The 14,143-nt window shown below is 64.9% G+C and carries 17 protein-coding genes; 6 read left to right on the top strand and 11 right to left on the bottom strand.

Annotated features, from left to right (window positions below; all coding sequences use genetic code 11):
- Window positions 1-102: 102 nt before the first annotated feature.
- Window positions 103-1,191 carry a hypothetical protein gene (locus tag LVJ94_43310; protein WXB03722.1) on the top strand — a complete coding sequence of 363 codons (1,089 nt, stop codon included), beginning with the start codon at window positions 103-105 and terminating at the stop codon, window positions 1,189-1,191.
- On the opposite strand, the gene LVJ94_43305 is transcribed toward LVJ94_43310, so the two are convergent.
- A complete protein-coding gene (locus LVJ94_43305) occupies window positions 1,188-1,949 on the bottom strand; it encodes an alpha/beta hydrolase (GenBank protein WXB10802.1) in 762 nt (253 codons plus the stop codon). The two genes, LVJ94_43310 and LVJ94_43305, sit on opposite strands and share 4 nt — an antisense overlap.
- Before the next feature lie 163 nt (window positions 1,950-2,112).
- Between LVJ94_43305 and LVJ94_43300 the strand changes: the two genes are divergently transcribed.
- Entirely contained in the window at window positions 2,113-2,892 is a 780-nt protein-coding gene (locus LVJ94_43300; GenBank protein ID WXB03721.1) for an SDR family NAD(P)-dependent oxidoreductase, read from the top strand.
- A gap of 50 nt (window positions 2,893-2,942) precedes the next feature.
- On the top strand, window positions 2,943-3,698 hold the full coding sequence (locus tag LVJ94_43295; protein WXB03720.1) for a ClpXP protease specificity-enhancing factor SspB: 756 nt from the start codon (window positions 2,943-2,945) through the stop codon (window positions 3,696-3,698).
- Window positions 3,699-3,725: 27 nt separating this feature from the next.
- Here the strand turns inward: LVJ94_43295 and LVJ94_43290 are convergent, their stop codons facing one another.
- The 7 genes from LVJ94_43290 to LVJ94_43260 all read right to left on the bottom strand — a co-directional run bounded on the left by LVJ94_43290 (window position 3,726) and on the right by LVJ94_43260 (window position 9,317).
- A complete protein-coding gene (locus LVJ94_43290; protein ID WXB03719.1) occupies window positions 3,726-3,989 on the bottom strand; it encodes a PEGA domain-containing protein in 264 nt (87 codons plus the stop codon).
- An 83-nt stretch (window positions 3,990-4,072) separates the two neighbouring features.
- Window positions 4,073-4,924, bottom strand: coding sequence for an SDR family oxidoreductase (locus tag LVJ94_43285; GenBank protein ID WXB03718.1), 852 nt, complete (start codon window positions 4,922-4,924; stop codon window positions 4,073-4,075).
- Window positions 4,924-5,349, bottom strand: a complete 426-nt coding sequence (locus tag LVJ94_43280; protein ID WXB03717.1) for a hypothetical protein — start codon at window positions 5,347-5,349, stop codon at window positions 4,924-4,926. Before LVJ94_43280 ends, LVJ94_43285 begins: the two co-directional genes overlap by 1 nt.
- A 24-nt stretch (window positions 5,350-5,373) precedes the next feature.
- Window positions 5,374-7,275, bottom strand: a complete 1,902-nt coding sequence (locus LVJ94_43275; GenBank protein ID WXB03716.1) for a tetratricopeptide repeat protein — start codon at window positions 7,273-7,275, stop codon at window positions 5,374-5,376.
- 16 nt (window positions 7,276-7,291) lie between these two features.
- A complete protein-coding gene (locus LVJ94_43270) occupies window positions 7,292-7,753 on the bottom strand; it encodes a TerB family tellurite resistance protein (GenBank protein ID WXB03715.1) in 462 nt (153 codons plus the stop codon).
- Window positions 7,750-8,490 carry a HAMP domain-containing protein gene (locus LVJ94_43265; protein ID WXB03714.1) on the bottom strand — a complete coding sequence of 247 codons (741 nt, stop codon included), beginning with the start codon at window positions 8,488-8,490 and terminating at the stop codon, window positions 7,750-7,752. Before LVJ94_43265 ends, LVJ94_43270 begins: the two co-directional genes overlap by 4 nt.
- 119 nt (window positions 8,491-8,609) lie before the next feature.
- A complete protein-coding gene (locus LVJ94_43260; GenBank protein ID WXB03713.1) occupies window positions 8,610-9,317 on the bottom strand; it encodes a sterol desaturase family protein in 708 nt (235 codons plus the stop codon).
- A 46-nt stretch (window positions 9,318-9,363) separates the two neighbouring features.
- Here LVJ94_43260 and LVJ94_43255 point away from each other — a divergent pair, with 46 nt between their 5' ends.
- The gene (locus LVJ94_43255) at window positions 9,364-9,903 is read left to right on the top strand and encodes a tRNA (cytidine(34)-2'-O)-methyltransferase (GenBank protein WXB03712.1); all 540 of its coding nucleotides are present in this window, start codon (window positions 9,364-9,366) and stop codon (window positions 9,901-9,903) included.
- A 3-nt stretch (window positions 9,904-9,906) separates the two neighbouring features.
- Here LVJ94_43255 and LVJ94_43250 read toward each other — a convergent pair whose 3' ends face one another.
- Both LVJ94_43250 and LVJ94_43245 read right to left on the bottom strand, forming a co-directional pair.
- Window positions 9,907-10,596, bottom strand: a complete 690-nt coding sequence (locus LVJ94_43250) for a Uma2 family endonuclease (protein ID WXB03711.1) — start codon at window positions 10,594-10,596, stop codon at window positions 9,907-9,909.
- A 93-nt stretch (window positions 10,597-10,689) separates the two neighbouring features.
- Window positions 10,690-11,853, bottom strand: coding sequence for an acyl-CoA dehydrogenase family protein (locus tag LVJ94_43245; protein ID WXB03710.1), 1,164 nt, complete (start codon window positions 11,851-11,853; stop codon window positions 10,690-10,692).
- Window positions 11,854-11,974: 121 nt separating this feature from the next.
- On the opposite strand from LVJ94_43245, the gene LVJ94_43240 reads away from it, so the two are divergent.
- Both LVJ94_43240 and LVJ94_43235 read left to right on the top strand, forming a co-directional pair.
- A complete protein-coding gene (locus tag LVJ94_43240) occupies window positions 11,975-13,024 on the top strand; it encodes a ferritin-like domain-containing protein (GenBank protein ID WXB03709.1) in 1,050 nt (349 codons plus the stop codon).
- The gene (locus LVJ94_43235) at window positions 13,017-13,754 is read left to right on the top strand and encodes a TetR/AcrR family transcriptional regulator (GenBank protein WXB03708.1); all 738 of its coding nucleotides are present in this window, start codon (window positions 13,017-13,019) and stop codon (window positions 13,752-13,754) included. The genes LVJ94_43240 and LVJ94_43235 overlap by 8 nt, the downstream gene beginning before the upstream one ends.
- Window positions 13,755-13,760: 6 nt before the next feature.
- On the opposite strand, the gene LVJ94_43230 is transcribed toward LVJ94_43235, so the two are convergent.
- Window positions 13,761-14,057 (bottom strand): DUF6506 family protein, encoded by a 297-nt coding sequence (locus LVJ94_43230; GenBank protein WXB03707.1) that lies wholly within the window; start codon window positions 14,055-14,057, stop codon window positions 13,761-13,763.
- Window positions 14,058-14,143: the final 86 nt, after the last annotated feature.

Here is a 14,143-nt window from a genome sequence, read left to right as displayed (position 1 = left end):
AACATCGTGGGGAGCGGCCCACCGATCGGGGCGCAAAGCCCTCACGGCGCCTTGCAGCGCGGGCGGTTTTGGCCGTGGCCTGCTATGACGTGGACCGGTTTCATGATTCGGCACGCGTCTTCGTGGGGCGCCCTTCTCGCGGTCTCGTCGGGCTTGTTCGCCTTGCAGTGCAGTCTCGAAGGCTTGGGCGATGGGGTTCGTCCGTCGAGCCAGGTCGATGCGGGGGATGCGGCGAACGACGCGAAGGCTCCGGAGGCCGTGTTCATTTCCGGGCTACCCGCGCCGGACGAATTGGCCATTGCGCCCGATTTTCTCTACTTCACCACGGCCCGCAACGGCGGGATGGTGGAGCGTTGCCCCATCCGAGGCTGCAACGGTGCACCGGAGCCCGTGTCCACGGCGGGCCAAGAGAATCCGCGCGGCCTCTCCGTCGGGCCGAGCGTCGTGGTCGGCTGGGCCAACTTCGACAGCGGTGACGTGATGATCGCCTCGCTCGGCACCGGGGCGTCGCATTGGCAAGAGCGCCCGATCGCGAGGGGGCAACTGTCTCCTGCCGGCATGGCCGTGCGAGAGAATGACGTCGCCGTTTGGACGAACTCCGCCGCGCCAACCGGCACGCCCGTCGTTGCAAACCGTATCGGTATGGGCGCTCCGATCATCGCGCTCTCGAGGAAGGCCGTCAAACCCGGCCCCATCATTGTTCCGCGCGAAACCAAAGACGTCGTCTGGGGCGACGCGAACGGCCTTTCCGAGACGACGCTCGGCGGCGATGGCACGGACGGAAGCGGTGCTTGTACCTTCGTGGCCAGTGACGCGGGCGTGCAGTCTTTGGTCTCCAGCGATTCGGATCCTCTCGCACTCTATTGGGCGACCTCCGACGGACGGATTTTGCAGACGCATCGGCCCGATGCGCTCGATGCGCTCCAGAACTGCCGCCAATCAACGGTCGAAACCATGGCCTCGGGGCAAGGGGTCATCGCGTCCGTCGCCCTCGACGGGGCGTTCGTCTACTTCACCGTCAGCAACGGCGAAAAGGGCTCGCTCCGCAGGATCCAGAGATCCGGAACGGACGTCGAGACGCTGCTCGACGACCTGAACGATCCGCGCGGCATCGTCGTCGACGACGCGTACGTGTACGTTGTCGTTCGCGGCGACGGCACGATCCGTCGCCTCGTACGCTATGGAACCTAGAGCATGTTCGACTGCGCGAACTCCACGATGCGACGGCACGTGCCGCGCGGATCGTCGAAGTGCGGGCAGTGGCCAATCCCCTCGGGCCGCTCGATGATGGCATGCTTGGGAAGATGCTTGCTGAAGTAGGTGAAATCGTTCGCGGGGAGAAGCCGCTCGGAGCGCCCCCACCAAAACAGAATGGGCATCTTCAACGTCGCGAGCTGCTCGGGCGTGGCCCCGCTGTTGGGCGTTGCCGACTCGAGAAGGCTCCCCACCGCCGGCCGCTTCGACGAGTGCACCAGGTCGGCCGCGATGAGCGGAGCGAACCACGGTTTGCGGTGGTAAATCGTGTTCAGGAAATTGCGCGCATCGCGCGGGGACTCCATGCGGAAGGCGCGCAGGAGCCGTTTCAAATCTTCCTCGCTCCAGAGAGCGCCGGCAGGGGAGAGCAGCACCAGGTTTCGCACCCGCTCGGGCCGCGTGGCGGCATAGTGCAAGGCGATGGCACCGCCCAGCGAGTTGCCCACGACGATGGCCGGCTCGTCGAGGAGCTGGTCGAGAGCGCTCGTCATGTTCTCGAGCAAGTTTTCCGGCTGCAGCGGGACGCGCGGAACCTCGCTAAATCCGTGTCCCGGCGCGTCGGGGGCGATGATGCGGCGTGTGTGCTTCTGCAGGAGCGCCAGCAAGGGCCCGAATGCAACGGACGACGAGGTGATGCCGTGCAGGACCACGATGGGCGGCAGCGAGCCATGCCCTTTGCCGTCGAGCACGTGCATCTTGGCGATGTCGGTCTCGACGAAACGGCTCTGAATGCCGCGTTTTCGAAGGCGATACCGCGAGATCCGTTCGAATGCAGGAAGAAGCCGGGGTCGCAGCATCGGAGGGCGCATGAACGGAAACTTCGCGCGTGCCGTGCCGTGGTCTAATGTGGTTTCTCTCATGCAGCCTTCCACTGTTTTTATCACGGGAGCCTCCAGCGGGATAGGACGCGCCCTCGCGCTCGAATACGCGCGCCGTGGCGCACATGTGGCGATTGCAGCCCGGCACGAAGAGGATCTCGCGCGCGTTGCAACCGAGATCGCAGCGTGCGGCGGAAAGGCCAGCGTGCACCCGCTCGACGTGGCGGACGCCAATGCGGTCTTCGATACGGTGCGCCGTGTGGATCGCGAGCTCGGGAGTCTCGATATGGTGATCGCCAATGCCGGCGTCGGGTGCTACGGGCACATAAGTACGATGCCGTGGGCCGATGTGGCGCGCGTGCTCGATGTCAATCTGCGCGGTGCGGTGGCCACGTTGGCGGCGGCCGTTCCCATCATGCTCGCGCAGCAACGGGGCCACTTGGTTGGCGTGAGCAGCCTGGCCGGCCGGCGCGGTATGCCGCATTCAGCCGTGTATAGTGCAGGCAAAGCGGCGCTCTCCACCTTCGTCGAGTCGATGCGCATCGAGCTCGCGCCCGCGGGCGTTTTTGCAACCGATGTGCAGCCCGGTTTCGTGGACACACCGCTGGTGACACGCGGGCGTCATCCGACGCCATGGATGTGGTCGCCACAAAAAGCAGCCCACGTCATGGTTCGGCGGCTCGAACGGGCGCCGGCCGTCATCGCATTTCCGTGGCCGCTCGATGCATTGAGCGCCATCAACCGAATGCTCCCACCGTTTTTATACGATCGACTGGCGCGCCTCGTTGCCGCGCGCGCATCGTATGCCCAAGAGCTGTGAAGCACCCCCCTTCCGACCCCGCTGTCGCCGGGACCCCAGGTCGTAGTAGCATGAACCCTCGGAAGCTGATGTCCCGTCCGTTGCCCCCCAAAAAAGAGGTCGCGCTCGCGCTGTTGGAACGCTCGAGCGTCCACGTTCATCTCGATCCACGCGTGACCAGCGTGATCGTTCCACCCTGGTTTAAAAGCCAGCCGCAGCTCGTGTTGCAGATCGGGCTCAACATGCCCGTGCCCATTCCGGACCTGCACCTCGACGAGGACGGCATGAGCTGCACGCTCAGCTTCAACCGGTCGCCGTTCCACTGCGTGGTGCCATGGGCGAGCGTCTTCGCCATGGTGGGCGAGGACGGTCGCGGCATGGTGTGGCCGGACGATGTTCCGGTGGAAGTTTCGCGCCAGACGCGTCCCGTGCAGGTCGCGCCAGGTCCCAAGGAGGCGAGCCCCGACAACGGCAAGGCCGCTGCGGCAGGTATCGCCCCGAAGAAGGGACCGCGCCGCATCGCCGAGGCCGGGCCGCCGTCGGACGACACCGGCGCGGGCAAGAAAAAGAAGAACGTGGTCAAGCGACCGCGCGTCACGCCGGCGCCCGAAGAATGGGCTCCGCAAGCGGGGGCGGGTGGGGCGAGACCGTCCGCGCCGCCAGGTGGACCGCGCCTTTCGGCCGTGCCGCCCGTGGCCAGCGACTCGCGAAACCCGCTGCGAAGCGACGACGCCAGCGACTCGGAGGCCGAGGTGCTTGGCCCGAGGCCCCCGCCGACGTCGCGTCCGAAGCGAGAGCTCCCGCCCTACCTTCGCGTCGTCAAGTAAGCCTTCGCGTCGGCGAGTAAGCGCACACTAGAGATTGATCTTGAGCCGCGTGGTTTGCCCCGCGGTGATGGTGAAGCCGAGGGTGCGCTTGACGTTGCCGTTGACCAAGGTGAGCTTGTGATCGCCGACGGCGAGGCGCATGCCTTCGACGGGCGTGGTTTTGCCCGAATCGTGGTCGTCGATGATGACCTTGGCCGGGGGCGTGGACGATACGGTGAGAAAGCCTTCGGCCGTTTGAGCCGCGGCCATCGGCATGGCCGATAGGGCGAGCAGCGCACCCAATGCGGCCAAGGAAAACCTCCGCGAAACGAGATTCATTTGCCCCCGATGGACGCACAGAGAGCCCCGCCGATGCAAATGCTTCCTCCTTGGGCCTACGTTTTCGCTTCCCCCGCCTGCGCCGTTCGCTCCTCGGCGGTCTTTTGGATTTGCCGCAACTTGCGGGCCGCGGGAGCGTAGAGCAGCCGTTTCAGCCAGCGCGGAGAGATCGCGTTGAGGAGCATGAGCACGCGGATGACGAACCCCGGGATGACCAGGGCACGTCCGCGTTCGAACCCGCGGAGGGCCGCCCGGGCGCATTCGGCGGCGCTGATCTCGACGAAGCCCGGGGCGTCGGCGCCGGTGAAGTTTCCGAGGGTCTCTTTGAACTCGGTTTTGACCGGGCCGGGGCAAACTTGGGTGACCGTCACGCCGGTGCCCGCCAGATCGAGACGGAGCGATTCGGTGAATCCCGTGACGTAGTGCTTCGTCCCAATGTAGACGGAGAACCCCGGCATGAAGGCGAGGCCGAAGCCGGAGCTCACATTGAGGATGCCGCCGCGCGCGCGCTCGACCATGCCCGGCACGAGGCGGTGCGTGAGGTACGTGAGGGCCGTGACGTTCAGCGTGATCATGCGCTCGGTCTTGTCCCAGTCGGCGCGATCGAAGACGCCGAGGTCACCAAAGCCGGCGTTGTTCACCAGCACGTCCACGCCGCCGGTCGCGCGCTCCACCGACGAGAGCATCTCGCGTACGGCGTCGCGATCGGCGAGATCGCAGCCGCACACGTGCACCTGGAGACGCGGGTGCACGCGCACGAGTTCCTCTTTGAGCTGCTCGAGCCGGTCGATGCGGCGTGCCACCAGGACGAGCGCCTTGACGCGCGCCGCCGTCTGCCGCGCGATCTCGACGCCGATGCCCGACGACGCGCCGGTGATCAGAACGACGGCCCCCGTAAAGAGCGACACTAAAGCTCCACGCCGAAGACGTCGCGGAAGCGCGGGTACGGTTCGTCCATGATGCCGATGTCCAGACCGATGCGCAGGGAGATGGTCACGCCGTCGCCCCAGGGCCACCAGAGGCCGTACGCAAGGACTCCGGCGACGGGGCCTGCCGAGTAGAGAAGCTGGCCCGAGCGAAGGCCTCCGGAGCGCTCCGCCAGATCGCGCACGCGCGGCGGGGCACCGGAGAGGCTCGACGAGGTCCACTCGGAGGGAAGTCCTTCGAGTGCGACGAGGCGCGCTTCGTTCTCCAGATCCGCGTTGATGGAGGACGTCACGCAGTTGAGGCGATTGTCCCAGCTCCAACCACGGCGCGGCCACTTGCTGCGCAGTCGAACGAATCCTTCGAGCATCGGTTGCCACAGATCTCGGGCGGCCGTCGGCATGGTCATGAGATTATCATGACCTCGGCGTGTTCAAGGCGTCACGCTAGCTTTGGCTCGCTGACGTGCTCTTTCGGGTGCGTTGGTATGGTGTTCTACGATAGCGGCGTAGTGCTTCTGCGCGGCCGCACGATCGCCGAGATCCCACTCCGTGTCGGCGAGGCCGAGCAGCGCGGGTAGAAAGGACGAGCTCGCGTCGAGCGCGCGCGCATAGTAGCTGCGCGCGCTGGCCTTGTCCCCGAGTGCGCGCGACGTGTCGCCGAGGCCCGCGAGAACCTCGGGGTTCTTCGGCTCCTTCTGGAGCAGCTGCTGGTAGATCTGCCGCGCGGTGCCGTAGTCGCCGTTGCGCTGCACCTGTGCGGCGCGACGCAACATCGGGCCGAGGGGATCGTTGGCCGCGATGACACTGCCGGGAGGACCCGAGGGCGTCGATGCGCTGGGACGCGGGGTTGCCGGCTTCTCGGGCGTCGCCGGCTGCGCGGCCGGCGGGACGGCGGACGGAGCGACGCTGGCCGGCGGGGTGCTCGCCACCGGGGCTGCACTCGCGGTCGCAGGCTCCGAAGGCACCGAAGGCTCGATCGCGTGCGGCGGTTCCTCGGGCGCGGCCGACGGAGCCGGCGTGGCCATGGTCGACGAGCTCACGGCGACGGGCGTGGCCTCTGCGGTGGGCGTCGCCTGGGTTTCCGCGGGCTTCGGGTCCTTGGTCGCACTTTCAGGTGCGGGGACGTGGTTCGATTTCGTACCGAGCCAGAACGCGATGCCGACGCCGACCAGCGCGATGGGCACGATCCAGCTCGGTTTGCGGATGGACGCCTTCTTCGCGGCCACGGCGGCGGTCGCCGGTGCCGGGACCGGCGCGGCGGCCGCCGGCGGCCCATCCGGGATGATGTCCGGCGGCGGCAACGACGGTCGCGTGATGCTCCCGCGCACCGGTGGGATCGTCTCCGGCTTGAGCGAGATGCGCGGCGGCGGTGAAAGGCGCTGGAGCGGTGGCGCCGCGGACGCCCGCGTCGACGCGGGCAGCGGAGGAAGGGCCGGTTTGCTCGAGCGCCTATCCCCGGCGGCCACGTTCACGGGGAGCGGTGGTGGCGTCGGCGTTGGCTCGCGCACGATGACCGTGGCCGAAGGACGCTTGAGCGTCTGGGGGCCGTCATCGCCTTCGAGCTCGGAGGCTTCCACCTCCATCTCGGCGGTCTTTTCGTCGTCGTCTTCTTCGTCGTCCTCGTCGTCCTTCCCCTCGGTGACCGCCTTCACCGAGCCCGGGCCAACGAGCGGCAGGGTCAGCGAGACGCTGTCGTCCGGACTGATGACGATTTTTTCGACGTGCGCGCTCTGCGCATCGTTTGTGTCGTCATCGCTTCTCTCCGCTTGCTCGAAGGTTTCCACCGACGGAGGCGCTTCGACGCCACCGACCTCCGACAACGAGAGAGGCGAGGACTCGTCCTCGGGCGGCGATTTGCGCGAAGGCATCGGCGGCACGGACAGCGGCTTCGAATACTGGAGCGTCGGCTCGTCCATCATCTCGCCGGCTGACGACGGCGGCTCGGCGTCCTCCGCGATCTCGCTTTCGCTGGGCAGCATGGCCGCGCGCCCGTTGCTCACCGAGGCGCGCGCTTCGGCATCGAGCACCTCGGCCTCGCCCATGAAAGGCGTGGGGCGATTGCTCTGCGTGACCGCGGGTCGCTCGTCGGGCCGTGCAGCTTCGGCCGGCGCGGCTTCGGGTGGCGCGGCTTCGGGCGGCGCGGCATCCGCCGGCGCGGTTTCGGCCGGCGCGGCATCCGCCGGCGCGGCTTCGGCCGGCGGATCGGGTGGAATCGATTCGGCATGCGGCTCGATCTCGTCGTCGAGCACCGCTCGTTTCAGATCGTCGCGCGATTCGAACGTGACCTCTTCGCCCGCTGGGTTGACGATCGACCAGCGCCCCTTGTCAGCCATGACAATAATCTTCGCCTTACGGAGCCTCTACCGCAAGGCGAACAGTTTCGATGAGTTCCTCCAGGCGCGAGGATGGCAGATTGCAAGCTTGCGCCAAGGAGCCGATCAGGGTGCGTTCGGACGCCGAGAAACCTTCGCTCGAATAGGCGATTCCTAGTGCGACAATCACGCCTTCCTCGACGGCGTCGCAGTCTTTGAGGATCTCGGCAATCAAGCGGAGGCGCGAGCCTACCCCTGCGGCATCGATGACCTCTCGGCTTGCCACGATAAGAGGACTGACCAGGTCCACGTCGAGCTGGGTGCGCAGCAGGCGCCCAAAGATGAGGCGCAGGGCCTCGACCTCGTCATCGTCGATGGTGCCGTCGGCGTTGGCGACGAGCACACCCAAGTCGATAATGGCGGTAGGGTTGTAATCTCCGCGCTCGAACAGCTCGCAGACCGTCTCGACCGTCTCGCGGATGAGTGCCTCGCCCTTCATACGATGGACGTCCGCGTGAGTCGTTTGGTGAGACCGAGGACCATTTGCGCGCGCAGCACGCGCAGCCCATCGAGCACCTCGGGCGAGGCGCCGGTCGCTTCCGCCTTGCGCATGGTCGCGTCCAAGGTGGCGATGCGGCCTGTTTGCAGAGCTTTGAGCGACCAGGTCATCTGCATGAAGGTGTCGAACAGGTCTTCGAGCTCGTCCCCGCGGCGGAGCCGTTCGGTCACCACGAGACGGCCGGTGCCCACACGGCGGAGCAGACGCTTGATCTTGTGCACGGGCCCAACCACGCGGCGGGTGATGAACACGCCCATGATGGTGAGCACCACCGTGAGCGCCACCCCGGCGAAAATGAGCACGGCAAAGACCATTTTGCGCTGCATTTCAATGGCCGCGCGGTTGCTCTGGACGGCTTGCAGGTTGGCTTCCGCCTGACGGTCGGTCTCGGAAAGCCCTTCCTCGACGACCTTGAGGAGCTCGGGATTGCCGCTCATAAGGACGCTCTCGCGCGTGAGCTGCGAATTGACCTGCGACTCCTTCATCGCCTTCTCCGCCTGCATCGTTGCGAGCTGGGCGTACTCGGCGGCCGTGTTGGCCGTCTTGCCGATGACGAAGCCCAGGGCCAGCATGACGAAGGCGACGACCCCAACCAGCATCCCTGTGTATTTGAGCTGGAAACGAGGGTTGATGAGCCAGTTGCGATTGCGCAGTTCGGGGGCCACGGGAGTGCTCATGTCGGCCCGCGAGCCTACCACCCGCTCCCGCCCTCCCGCTGGCCGATCTTTCGGCCTGCGCGCACATGAGGCGCACATGACGCTCACAAGATCAGTGGGCCGCGGCGGGACGTTTGCGCTTACTCGCGCCGATTTTCAACGTAGTACGTGCCGAACACCCGATCGCTGATTGGGAATGTGATGTTGAAATTCCACCTCCCCATGAGCGCCTTGTCGTGATGTCTCTGGTGGTGTCGTCTGAGGACTTTCACCATCGGCAAGCGACCCACGAACGAGCCTTCGTCCAGGTGATAGATGAAGTGAAGCCATTCGTAGGTCAAAAAGTAGCCCATGGCGACCACGATGAAGAGCCAGGCCACGTTTGCGGTGGACACCAGGAAGAGAAGTCCCGCGACCGGCGTGGCGATGACCCCGAGGAAGAAGAAGAGCATCACCGGGGGAAAGAGCACCATCTTGAAGTCGCGCGAGGACTCGTAGGCCATCGCATCGTGGGTGAAGAAGTGGTGGTGCTCGCGCGTGTGCCGCTGAAAGAGCAGGCCCATGCCTGGCTTGGGCCGGTGCATCGGACCCTTGTGGCCGAAGTACTCGCACACGTTGGCGAAGAGAAACGCGATGGGCAGCGTGAGCCACTCGAGCGGTGCGACGTCGTGCACGCGGGAGATGGCGAAGCCCAACACCGCGAGGGAGCCCACGCTGGTGAATCCGAAGTGCAACCACCCGCTGTAGCGAGGGCCGACGTTCTCCTTGCGGTATTCGACACGAAAGCGCTCGACCTCCGCCGGGACACGAGGCACCGTTTCCAGGGGCGTCGCGAGCGCGTTCTGCATCCACCTAGCGTAGCACGGCGTGGCACGTGCTATTTGCACGCGGACCGTGCCCCCTTCGACCGACAAAACGCCGCGCCTTCGGGCGCATCCCGTGCAAAACCCCTTTCATATCGTGCTGGTGGAGCCGGAGATCCCTCCCAACACGGGAAATATCGCCCGCCTTGGCGCGGCCACCGGTTCACCTCTGCACCTGGTCGGAAACTTGGGCTTCCGCATCGACGAGCACAGCGTGCGCCGCGCCGGTGTCGACTATTGGCACCTGGTCGACGTTCGCCGCCACCTGGATTTCTCGCACTTCCAGCACGCCTTCGCGAAGGAGGGCCCCACCCCGGGCAAGCTCCACCTCTTCAGCGCCGTCGCCACGCGCAGCTACCTCGAGGCCGACTTCGCCCCCGGTGACGCCCTCGTCTTCGGTCGCGAAAGCGTCGGGCTGCCCGAAGAGCTCTTGGAAGCCCACGCCGACCGGGTCGTGGCCATCCCCACCCTGGGCGCCGTCCGCTCCCTCAATCTGGCCAATGCCGTGGGCATCGCCCTGTTCGAAGCACTCCGCAAAGTCGGCGCCCTCGACACGACGTTCATGGGGTGAGGTTTACGGATCTTCGTCCGGGAGGCGGGCAGGAAGGTCCGGCGAGGGTTCATCAATCACATCGTAGAATTGCTGATCTTCTTCGGTTGGCCAAATCTCGCCCAAGCTCAATTCGAACCCAGGCAACGTTTCCGGTCGAAAAACGTCGGCACCGGACAGGGAAGCGGCCAGGATGTAGTGGCCCTTCTTCAAAAGATATCGATCGAGCGTCTGGGCTTCTGGATCGATGAGCCAATATTCCAGCGTGCCGACGCTGGCGTAATAGCCGAGTTTAACCACGCGATCGATACGCCGGCTCGAGGGCGAGAGCACTTCCACGGCAAGGTCGGGGGAACGCCGCACGCGACGCTCGACAGGCCGCTGCGCAGCCGGATGGTCCTTCGCGTAGTACTGAGCGTCTGGCATGACGCCACGCCGTTCGCTGATGTACACCTTGACTCCCGACGGGAAAACGCGTCCGCCGTTCTGTTTCGCCCAAACCCTGAGTTCCGTCACCACATGGGCGACGATATGTTCATGCGGTAAGCCCGGCACCTCGACCTCCACGAGCTCGCCATCGATCAGCTCGCGAAGATCGTCCTCATCCAGCTTGATGAAGTCGTCCCACGTATAAGGACCGTGAACCGGTTCGATCTGGTCCGTGCGCTCCATGGCGGAATTATGACCCATGCCCTCGCCAAGTGCAGCCGCCATACCACCAAAATACTCCGGCATTCCCGCGGAAACGCCGCATCAGCCCCCTGTCCCGGACAGTTTCGCCCTGTCCGGGACGACCTCAAACTGCGATCATTCGAACGCGGCGATGCCCGTGACGTCTTGGCCGAGAATCAGCGTGTGCACGTCGTGCGTGCCCTCGTAGGTGAAGACCGTCTCGAGGTTGCACAGGTGCCGCATGATCGGATATTCCAGGGTAATCCCATTACCGCCGAGGATATCGCGGCAGGTGCGGGCGATTTGCAATGCGGCGTGCACGTTGTGGCGCTTGATCATGCTCACGTGCTGCGGGCGCATCTTCTTCTCGGCCTTCAGGCGCGCGGCTTCCAACGCCTGCAATTGCGAATTCGAGATCAGCGTCAGCATCTCGGCGAACTTTTGCTGCACCAATTGATGCGAGGCGATGGGCTTGCCCGCGAATTGGACGCGGTGCTTCGAATAGTCCAACGCGCAATCGAAACAGGCTTGCATCGCACCGATGACGCCCCACGCGATGCCGAAGCGCGCGGACGTCAGACACGAAAGCGGCCCCTTCATGCCGCGCACGCCCGGCAGGATGGCGTCCTTCTTCACGCGCACGTCCTCGAGAATCAATTCGCTGGTCACGCTGGCGCGGAGGCTCATTTTCTTGTGGATCGTGCGCGCTTCGAAGCCGCGCGTGTCGGTGGGGACCAAGAAGCCGTGAACCTCACCGTTCACGCCGCCGACCTTCGCCCAAACCAGCGCCACCTGGGCCACGTTGCCGTTTGTGATCCAGCGCTTCGTGCCATTGAGCACGTAGCTGTCGCCGTCTTCGATGGCCACGGTGCGCATGCCTGCGGGGTTCGACCCGAAATCCGGCTCGGTCAATCCGAAGCAGCCGATGATTTCGCCTTTGGCCATCTTTGGCAAATAGTGCTCTTTTTGCTCTTCCGAGCCGAAGGCATGAATGGGGTACATCACCAAACTGCCTTGCACGCTGGCGAAGCTGCGCACGCCGGAGTCGCCGCGCTCGAGCTCTTGCATCACGAGCCCGTAGCCGATGTCGCTCAAACCAGCGCAGCCATATCCTTGTAGATTGCACCCTAGCAATCCCAAGTCGGCAATCTCTTTGGTGAGCTCCGTCGGGAAGGTGCCGCGCTCGAAGTGCTCGCCGATGATCGGCAATACGCGCGCATCGACGAAGGCGTGGACCGTGTCTCGGATCGCTCGCTCTTCGGGGGTCAGGTGCCGGGAGAGATCGAAAAAGTCAGGCATGGCCGCCATCTGTAGCATGGAGGCCCGCGGCGTCCCTCCGGTCGCGCGCGTATCCCACCTTTTTCCGCTGTAGCTTGACTCCGGCGGGCAATTGATCAAAAAATCAATTGAGGAGGCATCCATGAGCAACGTGCCGAACCCGACCGATTCGCATGGCCCCACCGCCTACGCCCGCATCGCGCAAGACAGCGCCAAGCCCGCGAAGGAAGGCCCTCATGGGATCGAGCAAATCGAAGTTGCCTTTCCCATGTCCTACACATGGGATTACGCGACCTCGCGGCTGGATTTACGAGTTCTTTATGAGAAATCAAAAGACTTGATGTGGAATGGCAGTAAGGATCTGCCTTGGGACACGAACGTCGATCCCGAAGGGCCGTACTTCCCGGATACCATGAGCCCGCTCTATGGCACGCACATCTGGGAAAAGCTGGAGCGGGACAAGGGCATCCCGAACCTGCGGCGCCACATGGCAAGTTACATGATTTCGAACTTCCTCCATGGCGAACAGGGCGCGCTCTTGGCAACGTCGCAGATCGTCAACTGTGCCCCCACCTCGGAGGCGAAGTTCTACGCCGCCGCCCAGGTGTTCGACGAAGCTCGCCACGTGGAGGTCTACGACCGCTACCTTCGCGAGAAGTACGAGCTCGTTTATCCGATCAGCCCGTATCTGAAGCAACTGCTCGATACGCTTCTCACCGACTCGCGGTGGGACTTCAAATACTTGGGCATGCAGATCCTCGTGGAGGGCGTGGCGCTCGGGGCGTTTGGGTTCATCCATCAGATGAGCAACGAGCCGCTCATCAAGCAGATCACCCACATGATCATGCAGGACGAATCGCGGCACGTGGCCTTCGGTGTGCTCGCGCTCAAGGACACGTACAAGGACATGCCCCCGAACGAGCTGCGCGATCGCGAAGACTTCGTGATCCAAGGCTCGCGGCTTTTGCGCGACCGGTTCCTGGGCCAGGAGGTGTACGAGCGGTTGGGATTGCCTCAGAAGGAATGTGAGGAGTTGTCCGAACGCAGCGAAGCCATGCAGTTTTTCCGCAAGCTGCTCTTCACCAAGATCGTCCCCAACGTCAAACGGCTCGGCCTCCTCACGCCGTACGTTCGACGCGGCTTCGAGGAGCTGGGGGTCATCGAATACGAGAGTTGGGATCCGAGTGCGTAACAGTAGAAGCTCAGGAGCGCTCCGCGTTGCCGACGCCGGAACGGGATCCGGCGCGGCCCCGTCGCGCCGCGAACGCAACGCGGCGGAGACGCGGCAGCGGATCTTGAATGCCGCCGAAGTCGAGTTTGCGAAAAAAGGATACGACGGGGCCAGGCTTGGGCAAATTGCGCGCTCGGCCGACGTGCAGCAGGCCTTGATTCATCATTACTTCGACGACAAGCGGGGCCTCTACCGCGAGGTCATCGAGCGCGCGCTCGACGCGATGAGCCTGGAGAGCTGGGACGTCGTTCACCGATTCACCGAGCCGCTGGACGCGACGCGCATCCCCGAGTTGGTGCGCGCGTTCGTCGACTTGCTCATGTGGCAATCGGTGAAGCACCGCATGGTGTACGCCATCATGCGGCACGCCTCCGCGGCGGCGAGCGATGGGGACATCCCCGATGATGTGCCCGATGCGTTGATCCGCAAGGTGATGCACGAGAAGACGAAGCCGGTGTTCGACGCCGTCGTCGGGTTGATCGAGGCGTTGATCCAGAAGGGTTACCTCAAGAGCGACGTGCACCCGCGGCACCTCTGCATCTCGACGCTCGCCCTGGTGTGGATCACGGTGCAGGACGAGCGCCTGGTGCGCACCCTCTGGTCCGTCGACGTGCGCTCGCCCGAGTTCGTGCACGACCGCAAAGAGGAAATCGTCAAAACGATCCTGGCGCGCGTTCTTCCGAGTCCCTGACCGCAGTCACGCGATGGCGGCGGCCAGCATCGGGATGGACTCGGCGCCGTAGGCCACGCATCCGACGGGAACGCGGCCGCCCGTGGCCTCGAGGACTCGGGCCGCCCCCACGGGGCCGAAGGCACCGCAAAGCTCGATGAGCTGTGCTCCGGCGTCGACCAGCTCGACGGCGGCCTTTACGGCGCCCTCGGCATCTGGCACGGGGACGATGGTGGTGCGCAGGCCTCCGCGCTCGACGTCGATGCGATCGGCGACCGGATCGGAGCCCGGACCGAGGTAAATGAATCCCCAACGGGTGATCATGGTGTCCTTCCTTTCTCGAGACGATGTAAGGCGCCGCGCATGGCGTCGGCATTGGCGGCTCATTGCCTGCACTGACCAACGGAATG

This window comes from Sorangiineae bacterium MSr11367 (genome assembly GCA_037157805.1).
GTDB lineage: Bacteria > Myxococcota_A > Polyangia > Polyangiales > Polyangiaceae > Pendulispora > Pendulispora rubella.
The sequence above is the reverse complement of the archived record's forward strand: the minus strand, read 5'-3'. Positions and strand labels throughout refer to the sequence as shown.